Here is a 22,600-nt window from a genome sequence, read left to right on the forward strand (position 1 = left end):
AGGAGAACATTTCAGGTGAAGGGGGCATGTGAATGAAGGAACCGAAGGAACTGAAGGTGCCGAAGGTATTGGAGGAATTACAGCAAATGAATCCAGCGAAGGTATGTAAGGTCTCAGAGCGGGTTCATCCGTGGCGTCGCGTGAATCGGCATCGCGCAAAACGCGCAGGCATCGCGATTCTGGCTGCCCTATTGGCGCTAACGCTGGCCGCCTGCAGCGGCGGTTCCGGATCGAACGCGCAAGAGGCGAACGGCGCTCAGCCGCCCGAGAAGCTGACGAATCTGACGTATTGGGTTCAGATGGTCAGCCAAGTCTCCGCCACGCTCAAAAGCTACAATGAAATCGAGGCTTACAAGGAATTGGAAAGGGTCACGGGGGTCAAGGTGGACTTCCAGCATCCGCCGGAAGGACAACAAGCGAAGGAGCAGTTCAATCTGATGCTGACCTCGGATAAGCTGCCGGATGTCATCGAATATTCATGGACCAGTTATCCGGGGGGCCCCGAAAAAGCGATCAAGGACGGCAAAATCATCCGCCTGAACGACCTAATTGATCAGCATGCTCCGAACCTGAAGAAGGTGCTGGAAGAGCATCCGGATTGGAAGAAGGAGATTATGACGGATGAAGGCAGCATCTACGCGTTCCCGTTCATTCGTTCGCATGATCGGTTGAAAGTATTTCTCGGGCCGACGATCCGGCAGGACTGGCTCGATAAGCTGAACCTGGACATGCCGACGACGATTGATGAATGGTACACCGTGCTCAAGGCGTTCAAAGAGAATGATATGAACGGCAACGGCAAGGCCGACGAGATTCCGCTCTATCTGGCCAAAGGCGATGTGGACGCTTCGACGGCCTTCCTGGGCGCCTTCGGCATCAATGCCGGATTCTATCAGGAGGGCGGCACCGTCAAGTATGGACCGACGGATCCGAGGTTCAAGGAGTTCCTGACGCTGATGAACAAATGGTACCGGGAAGGGCTGCTGGACCGCGACTTCGCCACCACGGATGCGAAGCTGCTGGAAGCGAAGATCACCGGCGGGCAGATCGGCGCGGCCGTACTGTATACGGGCAGCGGGATCGGGAACTACAATACGCTCATGAAGGAAAAGGATCCGAATTTCCATCTCGTCGCCGCTCCGTATCCCGTCATGAAGAAGGGCGACAAGCAGATTTGGGGATATAAGGACTTCGCGTATACGGGGATTGGGGCCGCGATTACGACGAGCAACAAAAATCCCGTCGAGACGGTAAAATGGCTTGATTATGCTTATTCGGAGGAGGGCACCCTGCTGTTCAACTTCGGCAAGGAAGGCGTCAGCTACACGATGGAGAACGGCAAGCCGGCATTCAAGCGGGAGGTGCTGAACAATCCTAACGGGCTTCCGCTGATCCAGTCGATGTCCCAGCATAACCGCGCGACGTTCAGCGGACCGTTCATGCTCGATATCCGCTTCGACGAGCAATATACCACCTCTCCGGACCAGCTCAAGTCGAAGGAGATCTGGGCGGAGCCGACGCTGGAGCTGAAGCTGCCGCGCACGACCCCGAACAGCGAAGAGAGCAGCCGCTATGCTTCCATTATGAACGATATCAACACCTATAAGGATGAGATGTACTTGAAGTTCATTATGGGGCAGGAGCCGCTTGATAACTTCGACAAATATGTCAAGACCATCGAGGGCATGGGGCTTCAGGAAGCGATCGGGATTCAGCAGAACGCGCTGGAGCGTTACAACCAACGTTAACCGGCGGGAAGCGGGAGATTCTCTCTCGCTTCTTCCATAACAACGAGGAAAGTGGGGACACGGATGGCAGCTTCACCACCGGCGGTTCAGCCCGACAAGAAGGCCAAGAAACGCGGCCGCAAGTCCGACAAGCGGAGCCTTATCAAGAAGGACTTGAAGCGGAATAAGTATATTTATTTGCTGGCGCTTCCGGTTATCGCTTATTACGCCATTTTCCACTACGGACCGATGTACGGCCTGCTGATGGCTTTCAAAGATTACAGCGTCGCGGACGGCATCTGGGGCAGCAAGTGGATCGGCTTCGATCATTTTAAGAACTTTTTTAACAGCTATTACTTCGGCCGCCTGCTTCGCAATACGATCCTGATCAATATTTACGAGCTGTTGTTTGCCTTTCCCGCACCGATTCTTTTGGCCTTGCTGCTGAATGAGATTCGGGGCCGGATTTTCAAGCGCACGGTGCAGACGATCTCTTATCTGCCGCATTTCATCTCGATTGTCGTCGTGGTGGGGATGATGTTCGATTTTCTGGCGCGGGACGGGCTGATTAATCAATTGCTTGGCTTGTTCGGAGTGGACAGCATTCCGTTCATGTCGGAGCCGGGCTGGTTCCGGACGCTGTATGTGGGCTCCGGCATCTGGCAGGGGCTGGGCTGGGGATCCATTATCTACCTGGCCGCGATCGCCACGATCGATCCGACCTTATATGAAGCGGCCAAGATCGACGGGGCCGGGCGCTTCAAGCAGGTGCTCCATATTACGCTTCCGGGCATGATGCCGACCATCGTCATTATGTTCATCCTGAACATGGGATCGATGATGAGCGTCGGCAGCGAGAAGGTGCTGCTCATGTACAGTCCGCTTACGTACGAGACGGCGGATGTCATCTCCACCTTCGTCTACCGCAGAGGGGTGCTCGATTCGGATTATGGATTCACGACGGCGGTCGGCTTGTTCAACTCGGTGGTCAGCTTTATATTGCTGGTCGTCTCCAATACGATCAGCAAGCGGGTCAGCGAGCACAAACTATGGTAGAGAGGAGGCGGGCCATTGAAAACCTCGCTGGGGGAGAAAGTGTTTACCGGATTCAATACGATAGTGATGCTCCTGCTCTGCTTCGTAACCCTGTATCCGTTCATCTATGTCGGCTTCGCTTCCTTGAGCAGTCCGGCCTCGCTCGCTCAGCATCGCGGGCTGCTGCTGGCGCCGCTGGAGCTGAACTTCAGCGCGTATAAGGCCGTATTCGACAATCCGATGATTACGACGGGATACCGGAATACGCTGTTCTATGTCACCTGCGGCACGGCGATCAACCTGCTCCTGACGGCTATCGGGGCTTATGTGCTGTCGCGGCGCAATCTGTATTTCAAAAATATTCTCATGCTGCTGATTGTCATTACGATGTTCTTCGGCGGGGGACTGATTCCGGCGTACCTGCTCATCAACAAGCTCGGCATGCTGAATACGGTCTGGGCCCTGCTTATACCGGGGGCGATCAGCACCTTCAACATGATCATTATGCGGACCGGGTTCCAGTCCGTTCCGATCAGCCTGGAGGAATCGGCGCGCATCGACGGGGCCAATGATCTCGTCATTCTGTTCCGCATCATCATTCCGTTATCGATGCCGGTCATCGCGGTCATGATTCTATGGTATGCCGTCGGGCATTGGAACTCCTACTTCAGCGCCCTGATCTATATGCGCGATCGGGAATTGTTCCCGCTGCAGCTTGTGCTGCGCGAGATTCTGATTACGAATTCGACGGACAGCATGATGACCGATTCCGGGGCTGGCGATCGGATTGCGATCGCGGAGACGATCAAGTATGCGACGATCATTGTCTCGACGCTGCCGATTCTGGTGCTCTATCCTTTTCTGCAAAAATATTTTGTCAAAGGCGTATTGATCGGGGCGATTAAAGAGTAGTTCAGCAGTGGGGCCGAGCGGCGCGATTGACGCATCTCAGTCCTGGTGCCAAGGATGCAAGCCCGGCGGCTTCGAGGATTGGCGGTCCCAAATCAAAAGGGAGAGGAAGGGAATGGGGGATCGATCACGAAGGATACATGATTCATTCCAAATTCAACAAGCGGAGGGATCATCATGCGATCGATAGTGAACCTTCTTCTGAAGCTTCGCAAACGCAGCTTAAGCCGCGTCTTGACGGCGATGATTGTGTCGAATCTGTGCTTGCTGCTGATTCCGGTCACCATGGGCTTGTTCCTCTATGCAATGGTGGAGGATGTGCTCGAAAATAATGCGAGACGCTCCAATTCGGCCATGCTGGAGCAGCTTCGGCTATCGATGGATCATAAGCTGAAGGAGCTGGATATTCTCGCGAAGCAGGTTGCCTTGAATCCGAAGCTGACCGCCCTGCTCAGCTCCAGCGGAACGGCAATCGAGGAGTCGTATAAGCAGGTCGAGTTCGTGCGTGACTATCTCAATCGCTACCAGAGCTTCGCCAGCGGCTTCGTGAAGGATTTCTACGTCCATCTGCAGGCGGGAGACCTGATTCTGAAGCCGGGCCTGCGCACCGACGCGAGCACCTTCTATGAAAAGTATTATGCGTATGCGGATATGGACGAGGAAGCATGGCGCTCCGGGATGCTGGATGGCTATCACAGCATGGCCTACCTGCCTTCGGCTGCGCTGCTGCAGGATCCCGTCAATGGCGGGAGCCCGGCTCAGGTGATCACGTATGTGCAATCGCTTCCAATCTATGAAGTGAGCGGGACGCGCGGCTCGCTGGTCGTCTTGATCGACGAGCAGAAGGTGCAGGAAATGTTCAAGCAGATCGAGCTGGCGAACGACAGCACCATCTTCATCGTGAACCCTAACCGGGAGATTATCGCGGCTACCGATCCCGGCCTTGCGGTGCCTGACGAGATGGCGGAGCGGTTGGCGAAGGGCTCCGGGTTATTCGATTACGCCTGGAATGGTACCGATAGCATCGTCTCTTACGCTTCATCCGCGGAGGCCGGCTGGCATTATGTGTCGGTGATGCCGAAGGATCGGTTCCTGCAGCGGGTCGAGAGCATGAAGCGGATCGCGCTCTTCGTCTTGATCGCGGCGCTGGCCTGCGGAGGGGCGACGGCTTACTGGCTCGCTTACCGCCATTATAGTCCCGTCAAACGAATGGTCGACGCCCTGATCCAAGGCAAGCCGGAGCGGAGGCGGCCGGGAAATGAGTATGAGTTCATCCGCGAATCAATCGAGGGGACGCTGCTCGAAGGGAAGCATCTGCGCAGCCGTCTGCTGCAGCAGGCTCCGGTCATCCGGAGCAATTTTCTCTCGCGCCTTATCCGGGGGTATGTGGATCTTGATCGGGAGCCGCTCGAGTCTCAGTTCGACTTCTTGAATATGGAGTTCCTGTCCGATCGCTTCGCCGTCTTTATCGTGCAGGCGGAAGATATTGCGGGGTATGCGAGCGAGGAAACGGAGGCGAAGTGGACGCAGATTCGCTTCATTATCTCGAACATCGGAACCGATCTGATTCAGGCCCGCCATATCGGTTATGCCGTCGAGCTGGAGCGGGATCGGATAGGGTTTCTCTGCAATTTCGATCCTGCGCTGACGGAGGTTCATGAGCAGGATCTGCACGAGATCGCCGAGCAATTGCTGGACATGATGCACCGCCGGTTCCGCATCTCCTTGACGATCGCGGTCAGCGGCATTCATGAGGGTCCCGCCCAGATTGGCCATGCCTATCTGGAAGCGATGGCGGCCTTCGATTACCGCATGTTCCGGGGGCGGAATGCGGTCATCCATTTCGGCGAGTTACAGGATGTGACCCCCCATTATTATTATCCGCTTGAGTTCGAGGCGCAACTGGTCAACCACGTGAAGAGCGGGGATACCGACAATGTCGGGAAGCTGCTCGACAATATTTACGAGATGAACTTCAACGCGGCCAAGACGACATTCGAGCTGGGGATGTGCCTGTTTTTCAATATTATGAGCACCTTCCTGAAGATTACGAATTCAACCAATACGGATCATACAGCGCTGCTGGGTCCGAATATCGATCCGATCAAAAATCTGTTCAATTATAAAACCGTGGAAGAGATGCACGCCGAGACGAAGCGCTTGTTCGCCCGGCTTACGGCCTCTTTCCAGACCGCTCGGAGCGATCACGGCAAGCAGCTCCTGGCGGACATCATGCAGATGATCGATCTTCATCTGTCTGATCAGAATCTGGGACTTGCCATGATCGCGGATCATTTCGGCATGACGCCCCAGTATGTGTCCAGCTTCTTCAAGAAGGCGAGCAATCAGAATCTGACCGATTACATTACCCGCGCCCGGATTGATCTGGCGAAGGCGCATATGGCGCAGTCCGTTCTCACCAATGCGCAGCTCGCTCAGCTGGTCGGGTATACGAATGACGTCGTGTTCATTCGGGCCTTCAAGAAGCTGGAGGGGGTGACGCCGGGCAAGTACCGCATCAGCATTCAGCGTTCCTCTGGCGAACGCGATAAGGAGGCTAATCTATGACCACGAATATCGTTCGGGAAGCGATCGCGGATCCGCTTCGCTTCGGGGTGAGCGGGCAAGCGGTATGGAGCACAGAAAAATGCGATCAGGCGATTGAATATGTGCTTCGCCAAATCGATCGCAATCTGGAGCCGTTCGCCCGCCGGTTCCCGGCGCCGGCCAGCGTCAAGCTCATCTATCCGGCCATCGGGAACACCGAGTGGACCTCGTCCTTCTGGACGGGGATGCTCTGGTTGGCTTATGAAGTGACCGGCGAGGCGAAGTACCGGAACACGGCCGAGCAGCAGTTGGAGAGCTACAAGGAGCGGATCGAGCAGCGGATCGCGACCGGGACGCATGATCTCGGCTTCCTCTATACGCTGTCCTGCATCGCCGCTTACAAGCTCACCGGCAATACGGAAGCGAAGGCGCTCGCGCTGGAGGCCGCGAACCTGCTGATGGAGCGCTATTTCGAGAAGGCGGGCATCATTCAGGCATGGGGCAATCTGAATCATCCGGGCCAGCGCGGGCGGATGATCGTCGATTGCGCGATGAATCTGCCGCTGCTCTATTGGGCTTCCGAGATGACCGGGGATGCGCGCTATCACGAGGCGGCGGAGCGCCATATCCGGCAGACGGCGACCTATCTCATTCGCGGCGACGCTTCGACGTATCACACGTTCTATATGGATACGGAGACGGGCGAGCCGAAGTACGGCAAGACCGCGCAGGGCTATGCCGACGATTCCTGCTGGTCGCGCGGCCAGGCGTGGGCGATGTACGGGCTCCCGCTAAGTTACCGCTATACCCGGGAGGCGGCGCTGCTCGAGCATGCGGAGAAAGTGACTCATTATTACTTGAACCGGCTGCCGGATGACTATGTCTGCTATTGGGATCTGATCTTCACCGAAGGAGAGGAAGAACGGGACAGCTCGGCCGCGGCGATCGCAGCCTGCGGGATGATGGAGCTGGCGAAGCATCTGCCGCTGGCGCATGAACAGCGCCGGCTGTATGAGAATGCGGCGCTGCTGACGCTCGATTCGCTGGCGGCGCGCTACACTTCGGCCGCGCGGCCCGAATCGAACGGAGTGCTCCTCCATGCCGTCTACGGCAAGCCGCTCGGCAACGGCGTCGACGAATGCTGCATCTGGGGCGATTATTTTTATTTCGAGGCGCTGGTGCGGGCCCGAACGGACTGGCGCGGCTATTGGTAGGCGGCGAATGGAAGCGAAGCAGGCGAAGGAGGCGGCATCATGCATACGGTAATCTATGAAAATGCCCCGAGCGGCTGGAACGAGGCGCTGCCGCTCGGCAACGGGCATTTCGGCGGAATGATGTTTTTCGAGGATAATAAGCTGTCGCTGGCGATGAATCACTATGAGGTCTATTACCGGAAGCTTCGCCGCTACAGCCACTCGTACCGCCGCGAAGAGCCGCGCCCTTACGGGAAGATGTATGGCCGCACCTATGAGGAACTGAAGACACGGGCGCGCGAGATGTACCGCGATCCGGAGCGGGAGCCGTTCTTCCTGTACGGCGACGCGCTGTCGGAGCACAATCTGCACCGCCGCTACGGCAAGCCGGCCGGCGGCGTGTCACATTATGGGACGGGGGAGCTCGCGCTGTTCCCGTCCGCGAAGCTGGCGGACCCCAACCGTTATGCCCTGCGGCTTGATGTCGAGCAGGCATGCGTGCGGCTGCGGATCGAGCAGGGGGAGGATGAGCTGGACGCCTGCACGATAGTCGCCCCGGACGGCGACTATGTCCTGTGCGAGATCCGGCAGACATCGCCCTCGCTGCTGGAAGCGGTGTCGCTCTCGCTTCCGGCCCGGAGATATGCGGAGCTGGCCGCGGATTATTGGCAGGTCGACGACACGACCTTTTGCTATCGGGGCTCCTTCTATCCGGACGGCGAGGATCGGGATGCGTACGATCCGTTTACTTTTCTCGTCATGACGAGAATGGCCGGAGCGAAGGGGATAGCGGACATCAGCGCCGACGGGATGCGAATCCGCCTTGAGGACGCCGCCCCATCCGTGACGCTGCTGACGACCGTCATGACCGAGGCGCCGGATCTGGAGACCGCCGCGCTCGAGCGGCTGAATCGGGAGTCGGCCCGGATCGAGCGGCTGAAGGCGAGCCATCGGGCGCACTGGACGCGCTTCTGGGAGCGCTCTTCTGTCTCCTTGCCGGATCCGCTGCTGGAGGATCTGTGGCATATTAATCTGTATGCGATCGCATGCAGCAGCGGGAAGGGCGGGAGAATGGCCGAGCAGGCCTGCGGTCTGAACGGCCTGTGGGATATTAAGCAGCCGACCAAATGGGGCAGCATGTGGTATTGGGACGTCAATATTCAGGCAGCCTTCTGGCCGCTCTATACGGCGAATCATCTCGAGATCGCCGAAGCGTTCCATGACGGGCTGCTCTCCCATGCCGGGGAAGCGGAACGGATGGCACGGGAATTTTACGGGCTGGACGGCATCGCGGGCGATTATCCGCATGCGCTGTATTACAGCATCTGGCCCTGGTGCGCGCAATTTCTGTGGGACTATTACCGCTACAGCATGGACCGGGAGTTCCTGAAGGAGAAGGCGTATCCGCTGTTCAAGCGCATTCTGCGCTTCTGCGAAGCGATTGTTGAGGCGGACGGCGAGAGCGGAATGTATGGCGTCTTCCCCGATATCTCGCCGGAGCAGGGGCCGCTGACGCGGAATTCGGTCAGCACGCTGTCGACGGTGAAGCATCTGCTTCGCATCGCTGTTGAAGCGAACAGGCTGCTGGGCGAGGCGGAGGAGGATCGCCGCCGCTGGAGCGAACTGGCGGAGCGGCTGGCCCCTTATCCGACGGGCGAGTCGAAGCGCTACGGCTGCGTGCTGCGCGATTCGGAATGGGCGCCCGCCGACATGCATCTGCGCCATCCCTCCTTGCTCATGCCGATCTACCCGATAGGCGAGTTCAGCAAGCAGAGCGCGCCGGAGTTGCGGCAGCTGGCGGAGAACACGCTTCGGTATGCGGAGCATCATACCGAATTCGGGGTGTTCCAGTTCGGCTGGCTCTCCTGCGCCGCCTCGCGGCTGGGCCAGGGGAACGCCGCGCTGCGGCTGCTCTACGAGCAGGGCACCGATCTGTCGCTGCGGAGCAACGGCTTGTTCGCGGAGGAGACGGAGCGGTGGATGAACTACTGCAATATTACGAATGAACCGCTTTATCATCCCCATATGATGGAGGCTTCCGGGGAGGTGGTCGCCGCCATCAACGAAATGCTGCTGCAAAGCTGGTCCGGCGCCATCGAGGTGTTCCCGGCCATCCCGTCAGGGGAGCCGGAGCCGGAACGGATGGCCGGATTGTATGCGCATGAGGTTGAACACAAGGTTCGCCCTTATGGCAAGTGGGACGAGTGCAGCTTCCGCAATCTGCTGGCGGCAGGCGCGTTCGAGGTCAGCGCCGCCCGGAGGGAAGGCCGGACGGCCTGGGTCCGGCTGAAGAGCCAGGCGGGCCAGCGGGCCGTGCTGGTCCATCCGTTCGGCCCGGAGGCGGAAGCCGCTGTGGCGCGGCTGGACCAATCCGGGTGGAGCCGGATTCCGCATCATCTGGAGCGGGGGCGGCTCGTCTTCGACACGGAGGCCGGCGGAGAGTACGCCGTGTATCCAGCGGAGATGACGGTTGACGGTCTCTCGCTGCTTCTGTCTGGGGAGGAGGGAGCCGAGGGCGCGAAAGGCCGGTCGGCAGACGGTAGGCCGGGTGATGCGGGCCAGTCCAGTGTGGCGGTTCAGCCTGGTGATACGAGGCAGATCGGTATGGCGTGTCAGTCTGGTGATGCAGCCCCGTCTGGGATGGCGGCTCAGTCTGGTGTGACAGCCCCGTCTGGCGTGGCGGTTCAGTCAGGTGTGACAGGCCAGTCCGGCGCGGCGGGCGAATCCGATTTTCCGGATCAAGCAGGTATGCCGGGTCCGGACCGCAGCTCACCGCGCGTCCGCGAGGCGCATACGGGCCGGCGGGTCTTTCTCGGGAAGGATCGGGACACGCGGCATTATCAGATGCTGGATCATTTCACCTTCGATTATTATGCCGGCAATTATCGGGAATCGCGCCTCGCCGCCTACCGGATCGATTGCGGTCCGGGGGCGCGGACCAAGGATTACGGGCAGGCCTTGCCGAGGCAGGTCCATATGGACGGCATCGTGGGCCAGGAGTTCCGCCCGTTAACGCCGCAGATGGCCTTCACGCCGTATGCGGGTATCGGTTGGGCGGCTGCCGGGGAGCTGATCGCGGAGGACCGCGGGACGCCGGATGAGCTTCGGCGGGATTTCATCGGCGGGACCGAGGAGGCGACGCTCCAGATCGAGCTGCCGCGGGGCCGCTACGATCTGCTCTTCGTCTCCGGAGACAGCGCCAGCCCTTCGTATACAACCATCGAGATCGAAGGGCAGAGCGTCTGGAAGCCGGAACGGCCGCTGCGGGCGGGCGAATTCGCGACGGATATTGTGCCGATCGCGCAGAGACGGGACGGCTGCGCGGCGATCCGGTTCCGCCCCGGCGAAGGCTTGCCGTGGCGGGTGAATGTATTGATTGTGAACAAGAGCTATCCCTATTTATGAGATCGATCTGCATCATTGATTATGATGTTGCCGCTGAATGTCGTGTCCCCGTGGTCGCAACAAGGCCGTGCAAATTTACTCCGAGTGACTCTGTCTGCTGACAGGCTTTGTTTACAACTAATATCGGGGCAGTGCTAAGGGAGAGGAAGAGTTTGCTGTGGCAACGGGTGATGGAAGGTATGATTGCGCGTGCCCGTTGCTTTTACGACAGGAGTGCGGAGGCCGCCTGGTTGCAGAATGGGTTACATGATAGCGTTGATAGCGCAATGCCAGTATTCTAGTGCTTCTAGGTAGCTGCCCTACTGTAGTGCGGGGCTCACCATGCTTTTATGGCAGGCAGGTGCGTAAGGACTCTGCTCGCGGCCGTACTTTCATTAGACCGGGGGCGATGGCCCCTGGTTTTTTGAGATCTCCCATCTATGAAAGGAGAGCGACTACTTGGAATCCTGCAAAACTACAGTATTTTATCGACCTGGCGGTCAAAATCGGTAGAATTCCTGCATGGCTGCATCATTTTATCTGATTTGTCTCCAATTCAGGAGCAAACGGGGAAAAATGCTGTTTTTTTGCAGGATTCTATTTTCCGAATAACGTGGTCTAGGAGAATACTGTAATTTTGCAGCATTTTCAAAGGTGGGAGGAGCAATTACCCCGTACGGTCGTGAGGATGGGCGTAGAGCCATACCGGCTCAGGCCGCATCCGTAGCCAGAAAGGGGAGATTGTGCATTTCGCTCTTCGCCGGGAGAGATTAATCCGGTTAAATGGGGCGGACCTGATGGGGGGGGCTCCGATCGATCATGGGCTCTATGCGATGGAGTTAGGCCTGCTCGTAAGCGACATTGGCCTGAGTCCGATGGAAGCGATAGTCGCCGCCACGAGCACATCGCCCGTCGCGCTTGCGATCCAGGATTCGACGGGCACGATCGAGGCCGGCAAGAAGGCGGATCTCTGGTTGTATCCCGCAATCCACTCGAGGATATCAAGGTGCTGGAGGACGGATCCGCGATCGAGCGAGTCTATGTGGACGGCAAACGGTTGAAACAGTAGAGGGAGGCAAAGGCTCCGAAATAGGCGGAGCAAGGATGCAAAAAAAGCCAGGCAAAGACACAGGCAAAGGCATGACGAAGCCGAAAAAAAGCATGACAAAGCCGAAAAAAAGTATAGACAAAGCCGAAAAAGGCGAGATGGAGAGGTGGAAAAGTCGGGGGCAAAACGCGGATAAAGTGTGGGCAAAACGAGGGTAAAACGCCGATAAAATGCGGATGAAACGTGGATAAAGCGCGGACAAAGCGCAGACGGAGGCGGCAGAGCCGGAAGCTTCACGGCAAAACCTCCGCGTCCACGGGGTTGTTGGACGGGAGGTTTTGGTGCAGCGGTTAATGGAATTGGACGTCGATTCGCTTCTTGTTGTCTCCCCGCATTTTCTGCATCCGAACCTCCAGCACGCCGTTCTTGTACGTAGCTGTCACGTTGTCGGGAGACACTTGCGCCGGCAGGGCGATAGAACGGTGGAAACGTCCCGAGAACCGTTCCTGCCGGTGCATATGCTCTTCCTTTACTTCATTCACGCGTTGGATCGAGCCGCTAATCGTCAGCATGTTTTGATCGACATTGATATGTACATCTTCTTTTTTCTCCAGGCCCGGAATGTCGCATGTGGCGACCACTTCCTGCTCCGTCTCATAGACATCGACGTTAAGATGCCCGAGAAATGACGCTCCAGCCTTGAAGGGAGCAAAATCATGGTCGAAGAACCGGTCCAGTTCCCGCCGCATCGTCTCCAGATGGCGGAACGGCTCGTAGGGCACTAATGGCATATGGCGCAGCCTCCATTTCATGTCAGATTCAATCTTACTGTCACCAAAGGAAACGGAATTATTCATGCCTGGCTTGCTCCGCTCTGCGATCTGGACGGGCGTGGCCTTGGCGGAAATCGTGAAATTCCGCAAAGTTAACCATTACAACCTTCAGCTCCAGGTGGGCAGGAGGTTTTTTTATTATGCCGAATCGCTTGCTTTGATCTGGAAAAGGTGCTGCACTTTCGTTAAACAATGATTTAAACAATGTTTAAGATGGTGTTTTGCTTCATGTGTTGCTTCATTTTAATGCGGCCTGGGGAAGGAGAACGATCTTACATCCATTCGGAATAGGGAGGGGTTTCGATGACACCGCCAGACCAGAGCAATGATACGAAAGAGAAGATTTTGCAGACGACGTTGGACGTTATCAAGCAGGAAGGATTCGACAGCGTGACGATACGCAAGATCGCGTCCCGTTCCGGTACGAACGTCGCGCTTGTCAATTACTATTTTGGTTCCAAGGATAGGCTGATCAACGAAGCAATCAAGGGCTTGCTGGTCGGCTTCCGCGATACGTTCGATGTGCTGGATGACGTGTCTGCGCCGCCGAAGGAGCGTTTGAAATTATTTTTGGCCCGCTACGTTCAGGTCATTCAGCAATATCCGGAGCTGGTGCTTCATACGATAGCCGCAGGATCGGCGATGTTCGCGTCCCAGCATGAATATGGGGAATTTTTGCGGGCTACCGGATTTCACAAGCTGCAAAAGATGTTGATCGAGATGACGGGGGAGGAACGGCCGGACTCGTTAATGATGATGATTACGCAAGTTTTCGGCGCCATTTTTCTCCCCGCCTTAATGAAGCCGCTGCTTGAATCCGGGGCCGGAGTCAAGCAAGCTCCTATCGACCGGCAGATCGATTTTTTGTTTGAACGCTATTTTCCAGAACATGGAGAAGAAAAGGAGCGGGGAAAATGAAATTTTTAAGAGATCATTGGCAGGATTTGGGGGTCATCGTCGTTTTCTTCGTATGCATCGGTTTGGTGGCCAATGGAGCGCGCATGCCGGAAATCGAGATCATTTTGTGGCTCAGCTTTGTGGCGATAGTAGTGCATCAATTCGAAGAATATCGGTGGCCGGGTTATTTCGGAGGGCTGTTTAACGGCGTCATTTTTCGAAGCGAGCATCCGGAGCGCTTCCCGCTGAATACCCAATCCGCCATGATCATCAACCTCGGCATCGCTTATCTGTTTTATCTACTTCCCGTCTTTGTGCCGCATCTCATCTGGCTCGGTCTTGCCCCTGTCTTCATGGACTTTTTCCAATTTATATGGCATGGCATCTTTGCCAACATCAAAGCCAAAACGATCTACAATCCCGGCTTGGGCGCCGTCCTCCTGTTTCATTTTCCGATAGGCGGCTGGTATATCTATCATCTCGTGACTCACAACTTTGCAAGCGCGCGGGATTGGATTCTGGGCACGGTTTATTTTGTGATCGCCGTTTATATTTTCATCATTAAGGGGAATAAGTGGCTGAAGGACGAACACTCGCCGTATGCGTTTACTCCGAAGCAGCTAGGCCCTTACAACTTGTCCGCAAACACGAAAAACGCAGCGCAGTGACGGGGCTCGAGGTGATTCGCGGCGGATGCCTGCATGACAAGGTTCATCTGCTTCAGCCGATTCATTTCATAAGGAAGCGGAATTGATGCCTGATAGACTCTTTACTTAAATAAATTTAGCGTCGTAATAATAATTGGCATAGCGAACACATCAATCAGAAAGGCCCCGACAATCGGAACGATCAGGTAAGCTTGGCGGGAGGGGCCGAAGCGTTCCGTGACCGCGGCCATATTGGCCATCGCATTGGGCGTGGCGCCCAGGCCGTGGCCCGTGAAGCCTGCGACCATTACGGCGGCGTCATAGTTTTTGCCCAGCAGGCGGAATAAAATGAAAATACCGAACAGGACGATAAATATGACCTGGACCAGCACGATAACGAGGATTGGAAGCGCCAGATCCGCGACCTCCCACAGCTTGATGCTCATGAGCGCCATGGACAGGAAGATGCCAAGCGTGACGTCGCTAATCAGGTTGATGCTTTTCATGTCGATGGCCTGGGGCTTGAATTTATCCACGAAGTTGCGGACGATGACGGCGACGAACATGGCTCCGACATAGCCGGGCAGGACGAAGCCGGTTGCCGACGAGAACAGATCTCCCAAATAGGTCCCCAACGCCATGCAGAAGGTGATGAGCAAAACTTGAATGAAGAAGGTATGGGTCGTGATTGGCTGCGTGTTTTCTCTCACGTCAGCAGCCTCTTCAGCCGCTTCGGCAGGTTTCAGATTGTATTTGCCCAGCAGATACTTTACGGTCGGGCCGCCGACCAATCCGCCGGCGATCAGACCGAACGTGGCAGCCGCAATCCCGATGGACAGCGCGGAAGGGATGCCCATCTCTTCGATGGTTTGTCCAAAAGCGGTTGCGGCTCCATGTCCGCCTTCCATGGACACGGCTCCGGCCATCATCCCGATCAGGGGATGGATGCCGAACAGCGAGGCGAGGGAGACGCCGATGACGTTTTGCGCCAGAGCGAGGAAGCCGCAAGCTAGCCAATAGATGACGAGCAGCTTGCCGCCCAGTTTGATAAGCTGGAAGCTGGCGCCCAAGCCTACCGTAGTGAAGAACGTCAGCATGAACAGACTTTGGAGAGAGGTGTCCAATGTAATGGCTAACAGGCCCGTCGTCTTCAGAATCGTGGCGATAATGGCGAACAGCAGACCGCCGACCACGGGGGCCGGAATACAAAATCGTTGCAGCACGCCTGTCTTTTTGACAAGGAATGTCCCGAGTACGAGCAGCGCGACGGCCAAAAATATCGTGTTCACTTGATTAAGTGCCAGTGTCATCGTTGTCCCTCCCTAAAATGGCCATAATGGCTTCATTCGTCAAGTAAGCACCTAGCTTCACGGTTCTTCCCTGTTCGTCTACGGCTGGATTCACTTCGCAAATATCAAAAGAAAGCGCTTTCGAGTGTGATGCTGCCGTACGGATAAGGCTGCGGACAATCATCGGATTCAACCCGAATGGGGACGGAGCGCTGACTCCCGGCGCGAATGCCGCATTGATCACATCGGTGCACAGGGTAAGCATCACATAATCATGCTGGTCGATAAATTCGTGCACGGCGGATGTAATCTCATCCATCAATCCTTCCTGCATCTCTTCCTCCAAAATATAGCCCGCGCCAAGCTCGTCCGCCTTGTCGAACAGCTCCTGCGTATTGCCGAAGCGCTGAATGCCGAGCACAAAATAATGGCTGCTCTTGTCCTGCTCCAATATTTGCCGGAACATCGTTCCCGAGGATGGCTGCCGGTCGTAGGCGCGCAAATCGAAATGGGCGTCAATGTTGATGATGCCCAGCGAAGCGTCTGCGCCGATATATTGGCGGACCCCTAAATAATGCCCATACAAGGTCTCATGGCCTCCGCCTAATATAATGGGAGCCGCCGCTGCGGACAGGATGCGGGAGACCGCCCGGCCCAATGCTTCCTGGGCTTCTTCCAGCCGTTCGCCGATGCAGCTTATATTGCCCGCATCGACAAGGCGGTGGCCTTCCTTCGCTCTCCAGGGGATGCTTGCGAGCGCTCGCCTAATCGCATTCGGAGCTTGGGCTGCGCCCACTCGGCCCTGATTCCGCCGCACCCCTTCCTCGCATTCAAACCCGATGATGGCGCAGGTCTTGGCCTGGGTTGCCGACTCGGTCTGCCATGTATCCAGTTCGATCGGTTCCACGATTTGATGGTAGCGAAAGCTGCTTCTTCTCTCAGTATGATCCGTCCGTCCGGTCCATACATCAGATCCAACCTTGTTTTGCAATGTTCCCATCCTCTCTCAGAGTACTGACCTGTATTCAGTTGTTTGTTACATTATAAGATGACATTCTTATAATTTAAAATATATAATATTGATAAATTAATAGCTTGTAGCTATAAATTAGAAAGGAAGATAAGGTTGGACATCAAGCAGTTATATTATTTCGTGACGGTTGCCGATCAGTTGAGCTACTCCAAGGCTGCGCAAAAGCTGCATATTTCCCAGCCTTCGCTAAGCAACGCCATTAAAAATCTGGAGCAGGAGGTCGGCTCGCCCTTGCTGGAACGCAGCACCCGCAAAATTGAGCTGACGGACGCCGGCAAAGTGCTGTATGCCAAATCGCTTCAGCTTCTGTCCCATATGAACATTTTAAAAAAGGAGATGCAGGAAGTAAGGCTGACCGGGAGCGGGGAGCTGATCATTGGCATGATCGAGTCGGTGAGGCATTGGGTTCCGAAGGTGATCCGCGAATATCAAGGCCGGTATCCTTCGATGCGGATCAAGCTGATCGAGGTGTTGAGCCGGAAGGCGGTCATCGATTCCTTGCGGAAATATCATACCCATCTTATCATTACCAATCAGTGCATTGAGGAGGAGGACATCGAATCGCTTCCATTATATAAGGAGAAGTTGGTGCTTGTGCTGCATCGGGATCACCCCTTGTCCGCGAAGGAGTCCATCGCTTTTACCGAGCTGGCTGAGGAGCCTTTCATTATTAGCATGGAGGGGTTCCAGACAAGGGAGGATATTTTGGAAGCCTTTGCGCTTGAACACACATCCCCGAACATCCAATTTGAAATTGAACGGTTTGAGACCGCATTGACCTTAGTCCGGGAAAATCTGGGCGTGGCGATCATCCCTGAAAATTATTTAGTGGAACCGAAGGATGATTCGATTGTCCGGAAAACGATGGATTCGCCAGCGCTGGAACGGACGGTGTATTTGACGTATATGAAAAACAGGTATTTGGCTCCCGCGGTCCAAAGCTTCCTGGAAGACGTTCAACGGAGCTTCGCGGCAGACACAAAAGCCAGCGTCTGACGGACGTTGGCTTGCGGCGCTTGCGATGGAGCGGATATCTAGCGCTGATAAATTTGGCGGTAGCGGGCCGGCGTGATGCGCTCGAATTTTTTGAACGTTTTAATGAAGTAGCTCGGTTCGCTGAAGCCGAGATCGTTGCTGATCTGCGAGACGGACCGATCCGTCGTCTCCAGCAACTGCTTCGCCCATTCCATCTTCAGGCGGGGGATGAACGCGGAGAAGTTCTCTCCCGTTTCCTTTGTAAAAATGCGGCTGAAATAGCTCGGACTGACATGGCACAGAGCCGCCATAGCGGCCAGCTTCACGTTTTCGCTTTTATGCGTATAAATATAATCGAATGCCGGCTGCAGAATCGGGTTGGACGATGCCGTTCTCTGCTTGGTCATGCTGCTGATATGGCTGTCGATCAGCGTGTTTTCCAATTCGCTCTTCATCGTCTGAATATTGCGGAACGCCTGATCGGCGAATGAATCGAGGACCGGGTTCGCGCCGGTTAAGGCTTGGCGGTACATATCGATGGTCGCGTTTTTATGAATCGCTTCCTCTACGATATAATTGCACAGATGGTACAGCATTTCCGAGATCGTTACCACTTCGTCATACGACAGGACCGGGAGCGATTCGTATTCGTGCTCCAGGCTGCGGAACTTGGCGTTGGCGACGGCATTGGAGGGACGCCTCACGATCTGCTCCAGTTCCATCGGGTTGTCGCGCAGCTTGACCTGTCCGGCCATAATCGCGCCCATATATTGATTATGCACGATAATCGGGATTGCGATATCGACAATATTGAAGTGGCAGAGATAGATATAAGGCTTGTTCAGCCGCACCGCTTCCAGGCCGCCCCGGGCGTCGCATTTTTGACAGTAGGGCGACAAGGCCTCGTCCTGGCGTATCGCCTGGCAGAAGCTCTGGCAGTGGCTGTGCTTCGTGACCGGCACGCCTTTATAATCGGTCGTGATGACGGCCATTTTCGTAACGAGAGAGAGCGAGTCCTGCAGCGTCTGCCATTTTTCCATATCGATGATGCTGTCCAGATTAAAACGCGAGGTCATATCACTCATTCTCCTTCCGTACGCTCCTCCCTATTATAGCACATAATAATCGGATCACAGGACAAGATATTACCATTTTCAAAATATAGGATAAGAAAATACGATAAGATAGCGCTTTATTTTGCAGGAAGCATACCATGATCTTGTCCCGGGCCGCCACTATAATGGAGATACCAATCTCGCAGAGGAGGAGTACGAATATGAGAAGAGCGTTTATCAGTCCCGCCAAATATGTTCAAGGTGAAAATGAGCTGTTGAATCTGGGGTATTTTATCAAAACCTTCGGAGAATCGGCTCTGCTGATTGCCCATGCCGATGATGTGGAGCGGGTTAAGCCGAAGCTTGAGCATACGATGAAGACTTATGGAGTGACGCTAGTTGAGAGCGGTTTCAACGGGGAGTGCTCCCGGCAGGAAGTTCAGCGGCTGAAGCAGCTTGCGGCGGAGCATAACTGCGCCTGCACGATCGGGCTGGGCGGAGGCAAGGCGATCGATACCTCCAAATGTGTCGCGGAGGGCGACGCGCTCATTATCGTGCCGACGATCGCGGCGACGGATGCGCCGACCAGCCATTCGGCCGTGCTGTATACGCCGGAGGGCGAGTTCGACGATTATGCGTATTTCAAGCAAAGCCCGACGGTCGTCATGATCGACACGACGGTGATCGCGAATGCGCCGACGCGCTTCCTGGTCGCCGGGATGGGGGATGCGCTCTCTACTTACTTCGAAGCGAGAGCAACGGCGAGTTCCTATTCGCGAGTCAATGCAGGTCTGCCGTGCGGCGAGCAGGAGGGGGTAGTTCCGGCAGTCGGCACCCGTGCCGCGCTGGCGCTGGCCAAGCTGTGCTATGAGACGTTGCTGGAGGATGGCGCCAAGGCCAAAGCGGCGTGCGATGCGAATCTGGTGACGCCAGCCCTTGAAAATATTGTGGAAACGAATATTCTGTTGTCCGGCCTGGGCTTCGAAAGCGGCGGTCTCGCGGCGGCCCATGCGATTCACAATGGCTTGACGGCGCTTGAGGGAACCCATCATTATTATCATGGGGAGAAAGTGGCCTTTACGACGCTGGTGCAATTGGTTCTGGAAAATGCGAGCACGGCGGAAATCAATGAGGTGCTGCAATTCTGCGTCAGCGTGGGCCTGCCGGTCTGTCTCGCCGATATCGGGGTGACAAGCGTAACGGATGAAGAGCTGCGGAACGTGGCGGCCAAAGCCTGCATCGCGGAAGAGTCGATTCATTCGATGCCGTTCCCGGTTAATGAAGAGATGGTGGTGGCAGCGATTCGCGTCGCGGATCAGATTGGCCAGCAATTTAAGTAAAAGGGTGAATAATCGTGAAGAAGATTATCAATCAACCGGAGACACTTGTCCGGGACATGTGCCGCGGCCTGGTGCTTGCTCATCCGGAGCTGGAATTCATCAGTAAGTATAAGATCGTGAAGAAGAAAGAGCTGAACGCGGACAAGGTCACCTTGATCAGCGGCGGGGGAAGCGGCCATGAGCCGGCGCATGCCGGCTTCGTCGGGCAGGGGATGCTCGATGTGGCGGTGTGCGGCGACGTGTTCGCCTCCCCGTCCCAGATTCAGGTCTATCAAGCGATCAAGGCATCCGCCAGCACAAAGGGCACGCTGCTCATCATCAAAAATTACAGCGGCGACATGATGAACTTCAAAAATGCGGCCCATCTCGCGGAGGAAGACGGCATCAAGGTCGATTATGTGAAAGTGGACGACGACATCGCGGTGGAGGACAGTCTGTATACGGTCGGCCGCCGCGGCGTGGCCGGAACGGTGCTCGTGCACAAGATCGCCGGCGCCGCCGCCGAGGCGGGCCTGGAATTGGCGGACGTGAAGGCTGTCGCCCAGCACGCGATCGATCGCACGAGAAGCATCGGCTTCGCGCTCACTTCCTGCACTGTCCCGGCCAAAGGGACGCCGACCTTCTCGCTGGGTGAGGATGAGATCGAGTACGGCGTCGGCATTCACGGCGAGCCCGGCATCCGCAGGGAGAAGCTGCAGTCGGCGGATGAGCTGGCGAAGAAGATGGTGGCGGATCTGTTCCGCGATATGAAGCTGGAGGATGGTTCGGGTGAGGAACTTGCGGTGCTGGTGAACGGATTCGGCGGCTCGCCGCTGCAGGAGTTGTATCTGCTGGCGAACGCGGTCGTGCGGGAAATTCGCAGCCGTAAGGTGTCCATTGTTAAGGTCTTCGTCGGCAACTATATGACAAGCATCGATATGGCGGGCGCTTCTGTGTCTGTGATGCGGCTGGATGAGCAGTTGAAGCCGTTTTTGGAGGCGGACTGTGATACGCCGGCACTGCAGGTCAGCGGGCCGTTTGCGCCGCTCTCTGTCGAGGAGGAGGCTGTGGAAACGGCGGAGAAGCAAGCGGTGTCCTATCGCTGCGAGACGGAGCCAGCTTATGCGAAGATTGAGGGGAATGTGTTCTCGCTGAACAACTTGATCTATCTGACCGACAAGTTGAGCGAGATTATTATCGAGAATGAAGTGGCCTTCTGCGAGCTCGATTCGCATGCCGGCGACGGCGACTTCGGCATGAGCGTCGCCAAAGGCTTCAAGCAATTGAAGCGCGAATGGCATGAGATTCTGGCACATCACGCCGGGAATATCGGCGAGTTCTTCCATGCTTGCTCCTTGGTGATAATGGAGCATTGCGGCGGCGCTTCCGGGCCGATCTGGGGCTCGGCGTTCCGGGCGGCCGGGAAATATGCCGGGGATCGCACCGAATTGACGGTGGTGGAATTCGCGGAGATGATGCAGGCGGTGGTCAAAGGGATTCAGGACACCGGCGAACGCTCCTTCGGCCGCGGCGCGGTTGTCGGCGACAAGACGTTGATCGACGCGTTGGCGCCGTTCGCGGACGCCTGGGAGCGGAGCGCCGCAGCGGGCGACGATGTGAAGACCGCAGCGGCGGCCGCGGCGGAAGCCGCCGTCCAGGGCGCGAAGCATACGGAGACGATCGTCGCCCGCATGGGCCGCGCCGGCACGGTTGGCGAGCGCAGCCTCGGCTACCCCGACGCCGGCGCCTATGCGCTCGGCGTGATATTCACCGAGCTGGCGCGGGTGATGGAGTAGCCCCTGGCCCCTGCAGGTGCAGGGGCAGGTAGGGGCAGGTTCAGGTGCAGGGGCTCGGCAGGTGCCATTGGCAGGTGCACAGGTGGAGCGCTGCTGGGCTTAAGGACTGCCGGGCCGGGCTTCCGGGCTAGCGGGAGGCTTGCGTGCTCCGTTCGGGCGGGGATCAAATGCTGCAAAACTACAGCATTTTCCTCCTTTGGGAGGCCGATTTGGTCAAAAAGCTGCACCAGCGCAGCTTTTTGACCTTTTTTGCCACGTTCGGGGCCGAAGTTGGGAAAAATCCTGCAGATTTGCAGGACTCAATTTCGGGGTAGCTAGTTGTATCGGAGAATCCTGCAGCAGTGCAGCAATTTCTGAACTTTCGAGGGATCAAGTCGCATCAACAAGTGTCTTTTACACAAATTTACGATTTATTTCTTTGAAAGTGCTGCGAACAAAACGGATGTTATAGATGACGGGATGAGTTAGTCTAAATGATTTCTAGCAAAACGCACGAAAATCTCCATTAAAGCTAGTGTTCATATATATTGTTAACTGAGAGCATCGGAGACACTTCGATCTGCCTATAGGCGGAGGAGGTGTCTCTTTTTCTATGTACGATGATATTTCCAATATTACACTCTGTAGGTATACTTAGGGAGGGGGGGCGTTGTGAGGATGAATTTGGAAAAGTTCGGTGAAGGGGGATTTGGCGTAACGATTCGAATATGATGCTGACTTGGACAAAAGTTTGTAGCCGTCGATTCGCTACGTCACTCTTTTGCAACGCTTTGCTGGAAGCGGTACGGATTTGCAGTACATTCAGGAGATGCTTGGTCATCAGAACAGGTTGAGTCTGTATAATTGTGTACAATAGCTTCTTCCAATAAATGAAGAGAGCGATGTTCAACCCCTCATGTAGAATGTAGGTGCT

18 protein-coding genes are annotated in these 22,600 nt (G+C 56.0%); 14 read left to right on the forward strand and 4 right to left on the reverse strand.

The window, feature by feature from the left end; translation table 11 throughout:
* Nucleotides 1-32: 32 nt before the first annotated feature.
* From L6439_RS11585 to L6439_RS11620, 8 genes are all read left to right on the forward strand, one after another.
* Nucleotides 33-1,748, forward strand: a complete 1,716-nt coding sequence (locus tag L6439_RS11585) for an extracellular solute-binding protein (RefSeq protein ID WP_237096829.1) — start codon at nucleotides 33-35, stop codon at nucleotides 1,746-1,748.
* 63 nt (nucleotides 1,749-1,811) lie between these two features.
* Nucleotides 1,812-2,783, forward strand: a complete 972-nt coding sequence (locus L6439_RS11590) for an ABC transporter permease (protein ID WP_213471488.1) — start codon at nucleotides 1,812-1,814, stop codon at nucleotides 2,781-2,783.
* Nucleotides 2,784-2,849: 66 nt separating this feature from the next.
* Nucleotides 2,850-3,674 (forward strand): carbohydrate ABC transporter permease, encoded by an 825-nt coding sequence (locus tag L6439_RS11595; RefSeq protein WP_213471529.1) that lies wholly within the window; start codon nucleotides 2,850-2,852, stop codon nucleotides 3,672-3,674.
* A gap of 174 nt (nucleotides 3,675-3,848) precedes the next feature.
* A complete protein-coding gene (locus L6439_RS11600) occupies nucleotides 3,849-6,239 on the forward strand; it encodes a helix-turn-helix domain-containing protein (protein WP_168177960.1) in 2,391 nt (796 codons plus the stop codon).
* Nucleotides 6,236-7,432 carry a glycoside hydrolase family 88 protein gene (locus L6439_RS11605; protein WP_213471489.1) on the forward strand — a complete coding sequence of 399 codons (1,197 nt, stop codon included), beginning with the start codon at nucleotides 6,236-6,238 and terminating at the stop codon, nucleotides 7,430-7,432. The genes L6439_RS11600 and L6439_RS11605 overlap by 4 nt, the downstream gene beginning before the upstream one ends.
* 39 nt (nucleotides 7,433-7,471) lie before the next feature.
* Nucleotides 7,472-10,816 (forward strand): glycosyl hydrolase family 95 catalytic domain-containing protein, encoded by a 3,345-nt coding sequence (locus L6439_RS11610; protein WP_213471490.1) that lies wholly within the window; start codon nucleotides 7,472-7,474, stop codon nucleotides 10,814-10,816.
* A 776-nt stretch (nucleotides 10,817-11,592) separates the two neighbouring features.
* Nucleotides 11,593-11,856 (forward strand): amidohydrolase family protein, encoded by a 264-nt coding sequence (locus tag L6439_RS11615; RefSeq protein ID WP_213471491.1) that lies wholly within the window; start codon nucleotides 11,593-11,595, stop codon nucleotides 11,854-11,856.
* 43 nt (nucleotides 11,857-11,899) lie between these two features.
* On the forward strand, nucleotides 11,900-12,061 hold the full coding sequence (locus L6439_RS11620; RefSeq protein ID WP_213471492.1) for a hypothetical protein: 162 nt from the start codon (nucleotides 11,900-11,902) through the stop codon (nucleotides 12,059-12,061).
* Between the two features lie 132 nt (nucleotides 12,062-12,193).
* Here the strand turns inward: L6439_RS11620 and L6439_RS11625 are convergent, their stop codons facing one another.
* Complete coding sequence (locus tag L6439_RS11625; RefSeq protein WP_213471493.1) at nucleotides 12,194-12,634, reverse strand: Hsp20/alpha crystallin family protein; 441 nt, start codon at nucleotides 12,632-12,634, stop codon at nucleotides 12,194-12,196.
* A 345-nt stretch (nucleotides 12,635-12,979) separates the two neighbouring features.
* Here L6439_RS11625 and L6439_RS11630 point away from each other — a divergent pair, with 345 nt between their 5' ends.
* On the forward strand, nucleotides 12,980-13,594 hold the full coding sequence (locus tag L6439_RS11630; protein ID WP_168177955.1) for a TetR/AcrR family transcriptional regulator: 615 nt from the start codon (nucleotides 12,980-12,982) through the stop codon (nucleotides 13,592-13,594).
* Nucleotides 13,591-14,241, forward strand: coding sequence for an HXXEE domain-containing protein (locus tag L6439_RS11635; RefSeq protein ID WP_213471494.1), 651 nt, complete (start codon nucleotides 13,591-13,593; stop codon nucleotides 14,239-14,241). The genes L6439_RS11630 and L6439_RS11635 overlap by 4 nt, the downstream gene beginning before the upstream one ends.
* 101 nt (nucleotides 14,242-14,342) lie before the next feature.
* Here the strand turns inward: L6439_RS11635 and gltS are convergent, their stop codons facing one another.
* Both gltS and hutG read right to left on the reverse strand, forming a co-directional pair.
* Nucleotides 14,343-15,530 carry a sodium/glutamate symporter gene (gltS, locus tag L6439_RS11640; RefSeq protein WP_213471495.1) on the reverse strand — a complete coding sequence of 396 codons (1,188 nt, stop codon included), beginning with the start codon at nucleotides 15,528-15,530 and terminating at the stop codon, nucleotides 14,343-14,345.
* A complete protein-coding gene (hutG, locus tag L6439_RS11645; protein WP_168177952.1) occupies nucleotides 15,514-16,509 on the reverse strand; it encodes a formimidoylglutamase in 996 nt (331 codons plus the stop codon). Before hutG ends, gltS begins: the two co-directional genes overlap by 17 nt.
* Nucleotides 16,510-16,635: 126 nt before the next feature.
* Between hutG and L6439_RS11650 the strand changes: the two genes are divergently transcribed.
* Nucleotides 16,636-17,538: a LysR family transcriptional regulator gene (locus L6439_RS11650; protein WP_213471496.1), complete on the forward strand. Its 903-nt coding sequence runs from the start codon at nucleotides 16,636-16,638 to the stop codon at nucleotides 17,536-17,538.
* 38 nt (nucleotides 17,539-17,576) lie between these two features.
* Here the strand turns inward: L6439_RS11650 and L6439_RS11655 are convergent, their stop codons facing one another.
* Nucleotides 17,577-18,593: a PocR ligand-binding domain-containing protein gene (locus L6439_RS11655; RefSeq protein WP_213471497.1), complete on the reverse strand. Its 1,017-nt coding sequence runs from the start codon at nucleotides 18,591-18,593 to the stop codon at nucleotides 17,577-17,579.
* Between the two features lie 200 nt (nucleotides 18,594-18,793).
* On the opposite strand from L6439_RS11655, the gene L6439_RS11660 reads away from it, so the two are divergent.
* The 3 genes from L6439_RS11660 to L6439_RS11670 all read left to right on the forward strand — a co-directional run bounded on the left by L6439_RS11660 (nucleotide 18,794) and on the right by L6439_RS11670 (nucleotide 22,001).
* Entirely contained in the window at nucleotides 18,794-19,912 is a 1,119-nt protein-coding gene (locus L6439_RS11660) for a glycerol dehydrogenase (RefSeq protein ID WP_213471498.1), read from the forward strand.
* A 14-nt stretch (nucleotides 19,913-19,926) separates the two neighbouring features.
* Nucleotides 19,927-21,687 (forward strand): dihydroxyacetone kinase subunit DhaK, encoded by a 1,761-nt coding sequence (gene dhaK, locus L6439_RS11665; RefSeq protein ID WP_213471499.1) that lies wholly within the window; start codon nucleotides 19,927-19,929, stop codon nucleotides 21,685-21,687.
* 167 nt (nucleotides 21,688-21,854) lie between these two features.
* Nucleotides 21,855-22,001 carry a hypothetical protein gene (locus tag L6439_RS11670; RefSeq protein WP_213471500.1) on the forward strand — a complete coding sequence of 49 codons (147 nt, stop codon included), beginning with the start codon at nucleotides 21,855-21,857 and terminating at the stop codon, nucleotides 21,999-22,001.
* Nucleotides 22,002-22,600: the final 599 nt, after the last annotated feature.

The sequence above is a fragment of the Paenibacillus dendritiformis genome (genome assembly GCF_021654795.1).
Lineage (GTDB): Bacteria > Bacillota > Bacilli > Paenibacillales > Paenibacillaceae > Paenibacillus_B.

Bases quoted from the DNA above. Each gene is read 5' to 3' on its own strand.
- L6439_RS11585 (WP_237096829.1), top strand. From the start codon at position 33: ATGAAGGAACCGAAGGAACTGAAGGTGCCGAAGGTATTGGAGGAATTA.
- L6439_RS11590 (WP_213471488.1), top strand. From the start codon at position 1,812: ATGGCAGCTTCACCACCGGCGGTTCAGCCCGACAAGAAGGCCAAGAAA.
- L6439_RS11595 (WP_213471529.1), top strand. From the start codon at position 2,850: ATGCTCCTGCTCTGCTTCGTAACCCTGTATCCGTTCATCTATGTCGGC.
- L6439_RS11600 (WP_168177960.1), top strand. From the start codon at position 3,849: ATGCGATCGATAGTGAACCTTCTTCTGAAGCTTCGCAAACGCAGCTTA.
- L6439_RS11605 (WP_213471489.1), top strand. From the start codon at position 6,236: ATGACCACGAATATCGTTCGGGAAGCGATCGCGGATCCGCTTCGCTTC.
- L6439_RS11610 (WP_213471490.1), top strand. From the start codon at position 7,472: ATGCATACGGTAATCTATGAAAATGCCCCGAGCGGCTGGAACGAGGCG.
- L6439_RS11615 (WP_213471491.1), top strand. From the start codon at position 11,593: ATGGGGGGGGCTCCGATCGATCATGGGCTCTATGCGATGGAGTTAGGC.
- L6439_RS11620 (WP_213471492.1), top strand. From the start codon at position 11,900: ATGCAAAAAAAGCCAGGCAAAGACACAGGCAAAGGCATGACGAAGCCG.
- L6439_RS11625 (WP_213471493.1), bottom strand. From the start codon at position 12,634: ATGCCATTAGTGCCCTACGAGCCGTTCCGCCATCTGGAGACGATGCGG.
- L6439_RS11630 (WP_168177955.1), top strand. From the start codon at position 12,980: ATGACACCGCCAGACCAGAGCAATGATACGAAAGAGAAGATTTTGCAG.
- L6439_RS11635 (WP_213471494.1), top strand. From the start codon at position 13,591: ATGAAATTTTTAAGAGATCATTGGCAGGATTTGGGGGTCATCGTCGTT.
- gltS (WP_213471495.1), bottom strand. From the start codon at position 15,530: ATGACACTGGCACTTAATCAAGTGAACACGATATTTTTGGCCGTCGCG.
- hutG (WP_168177952.1), bottom strand. From the start codon at position 16,509: ATGGGAACATTGCAAAACAAGGTTGGATCTGATGTATGGACCGGACGG.
- L6439_RS11655 (WP_213471497.1), bottom strand. From the start codon at position 18,593: ATGACCTCGCGTTTTAATCTGGACAGCATCATCGATATGGAAAAATGG.
- L6439_RS11660 (WP_213471498.1), top strand. From the start codon at position 18,794: ATGAGAAGAGCGTTTATCAGTCCCGCCAAATATGTTCAAGGTGAAAAT.
- L6439_RS11670 (WP_213471500.1), top strand. From the start codon at position 21,855: ATGCTGCAAAACTACAGCATTTTCCTCCTTTGGGAGGCCGATTTGGTC.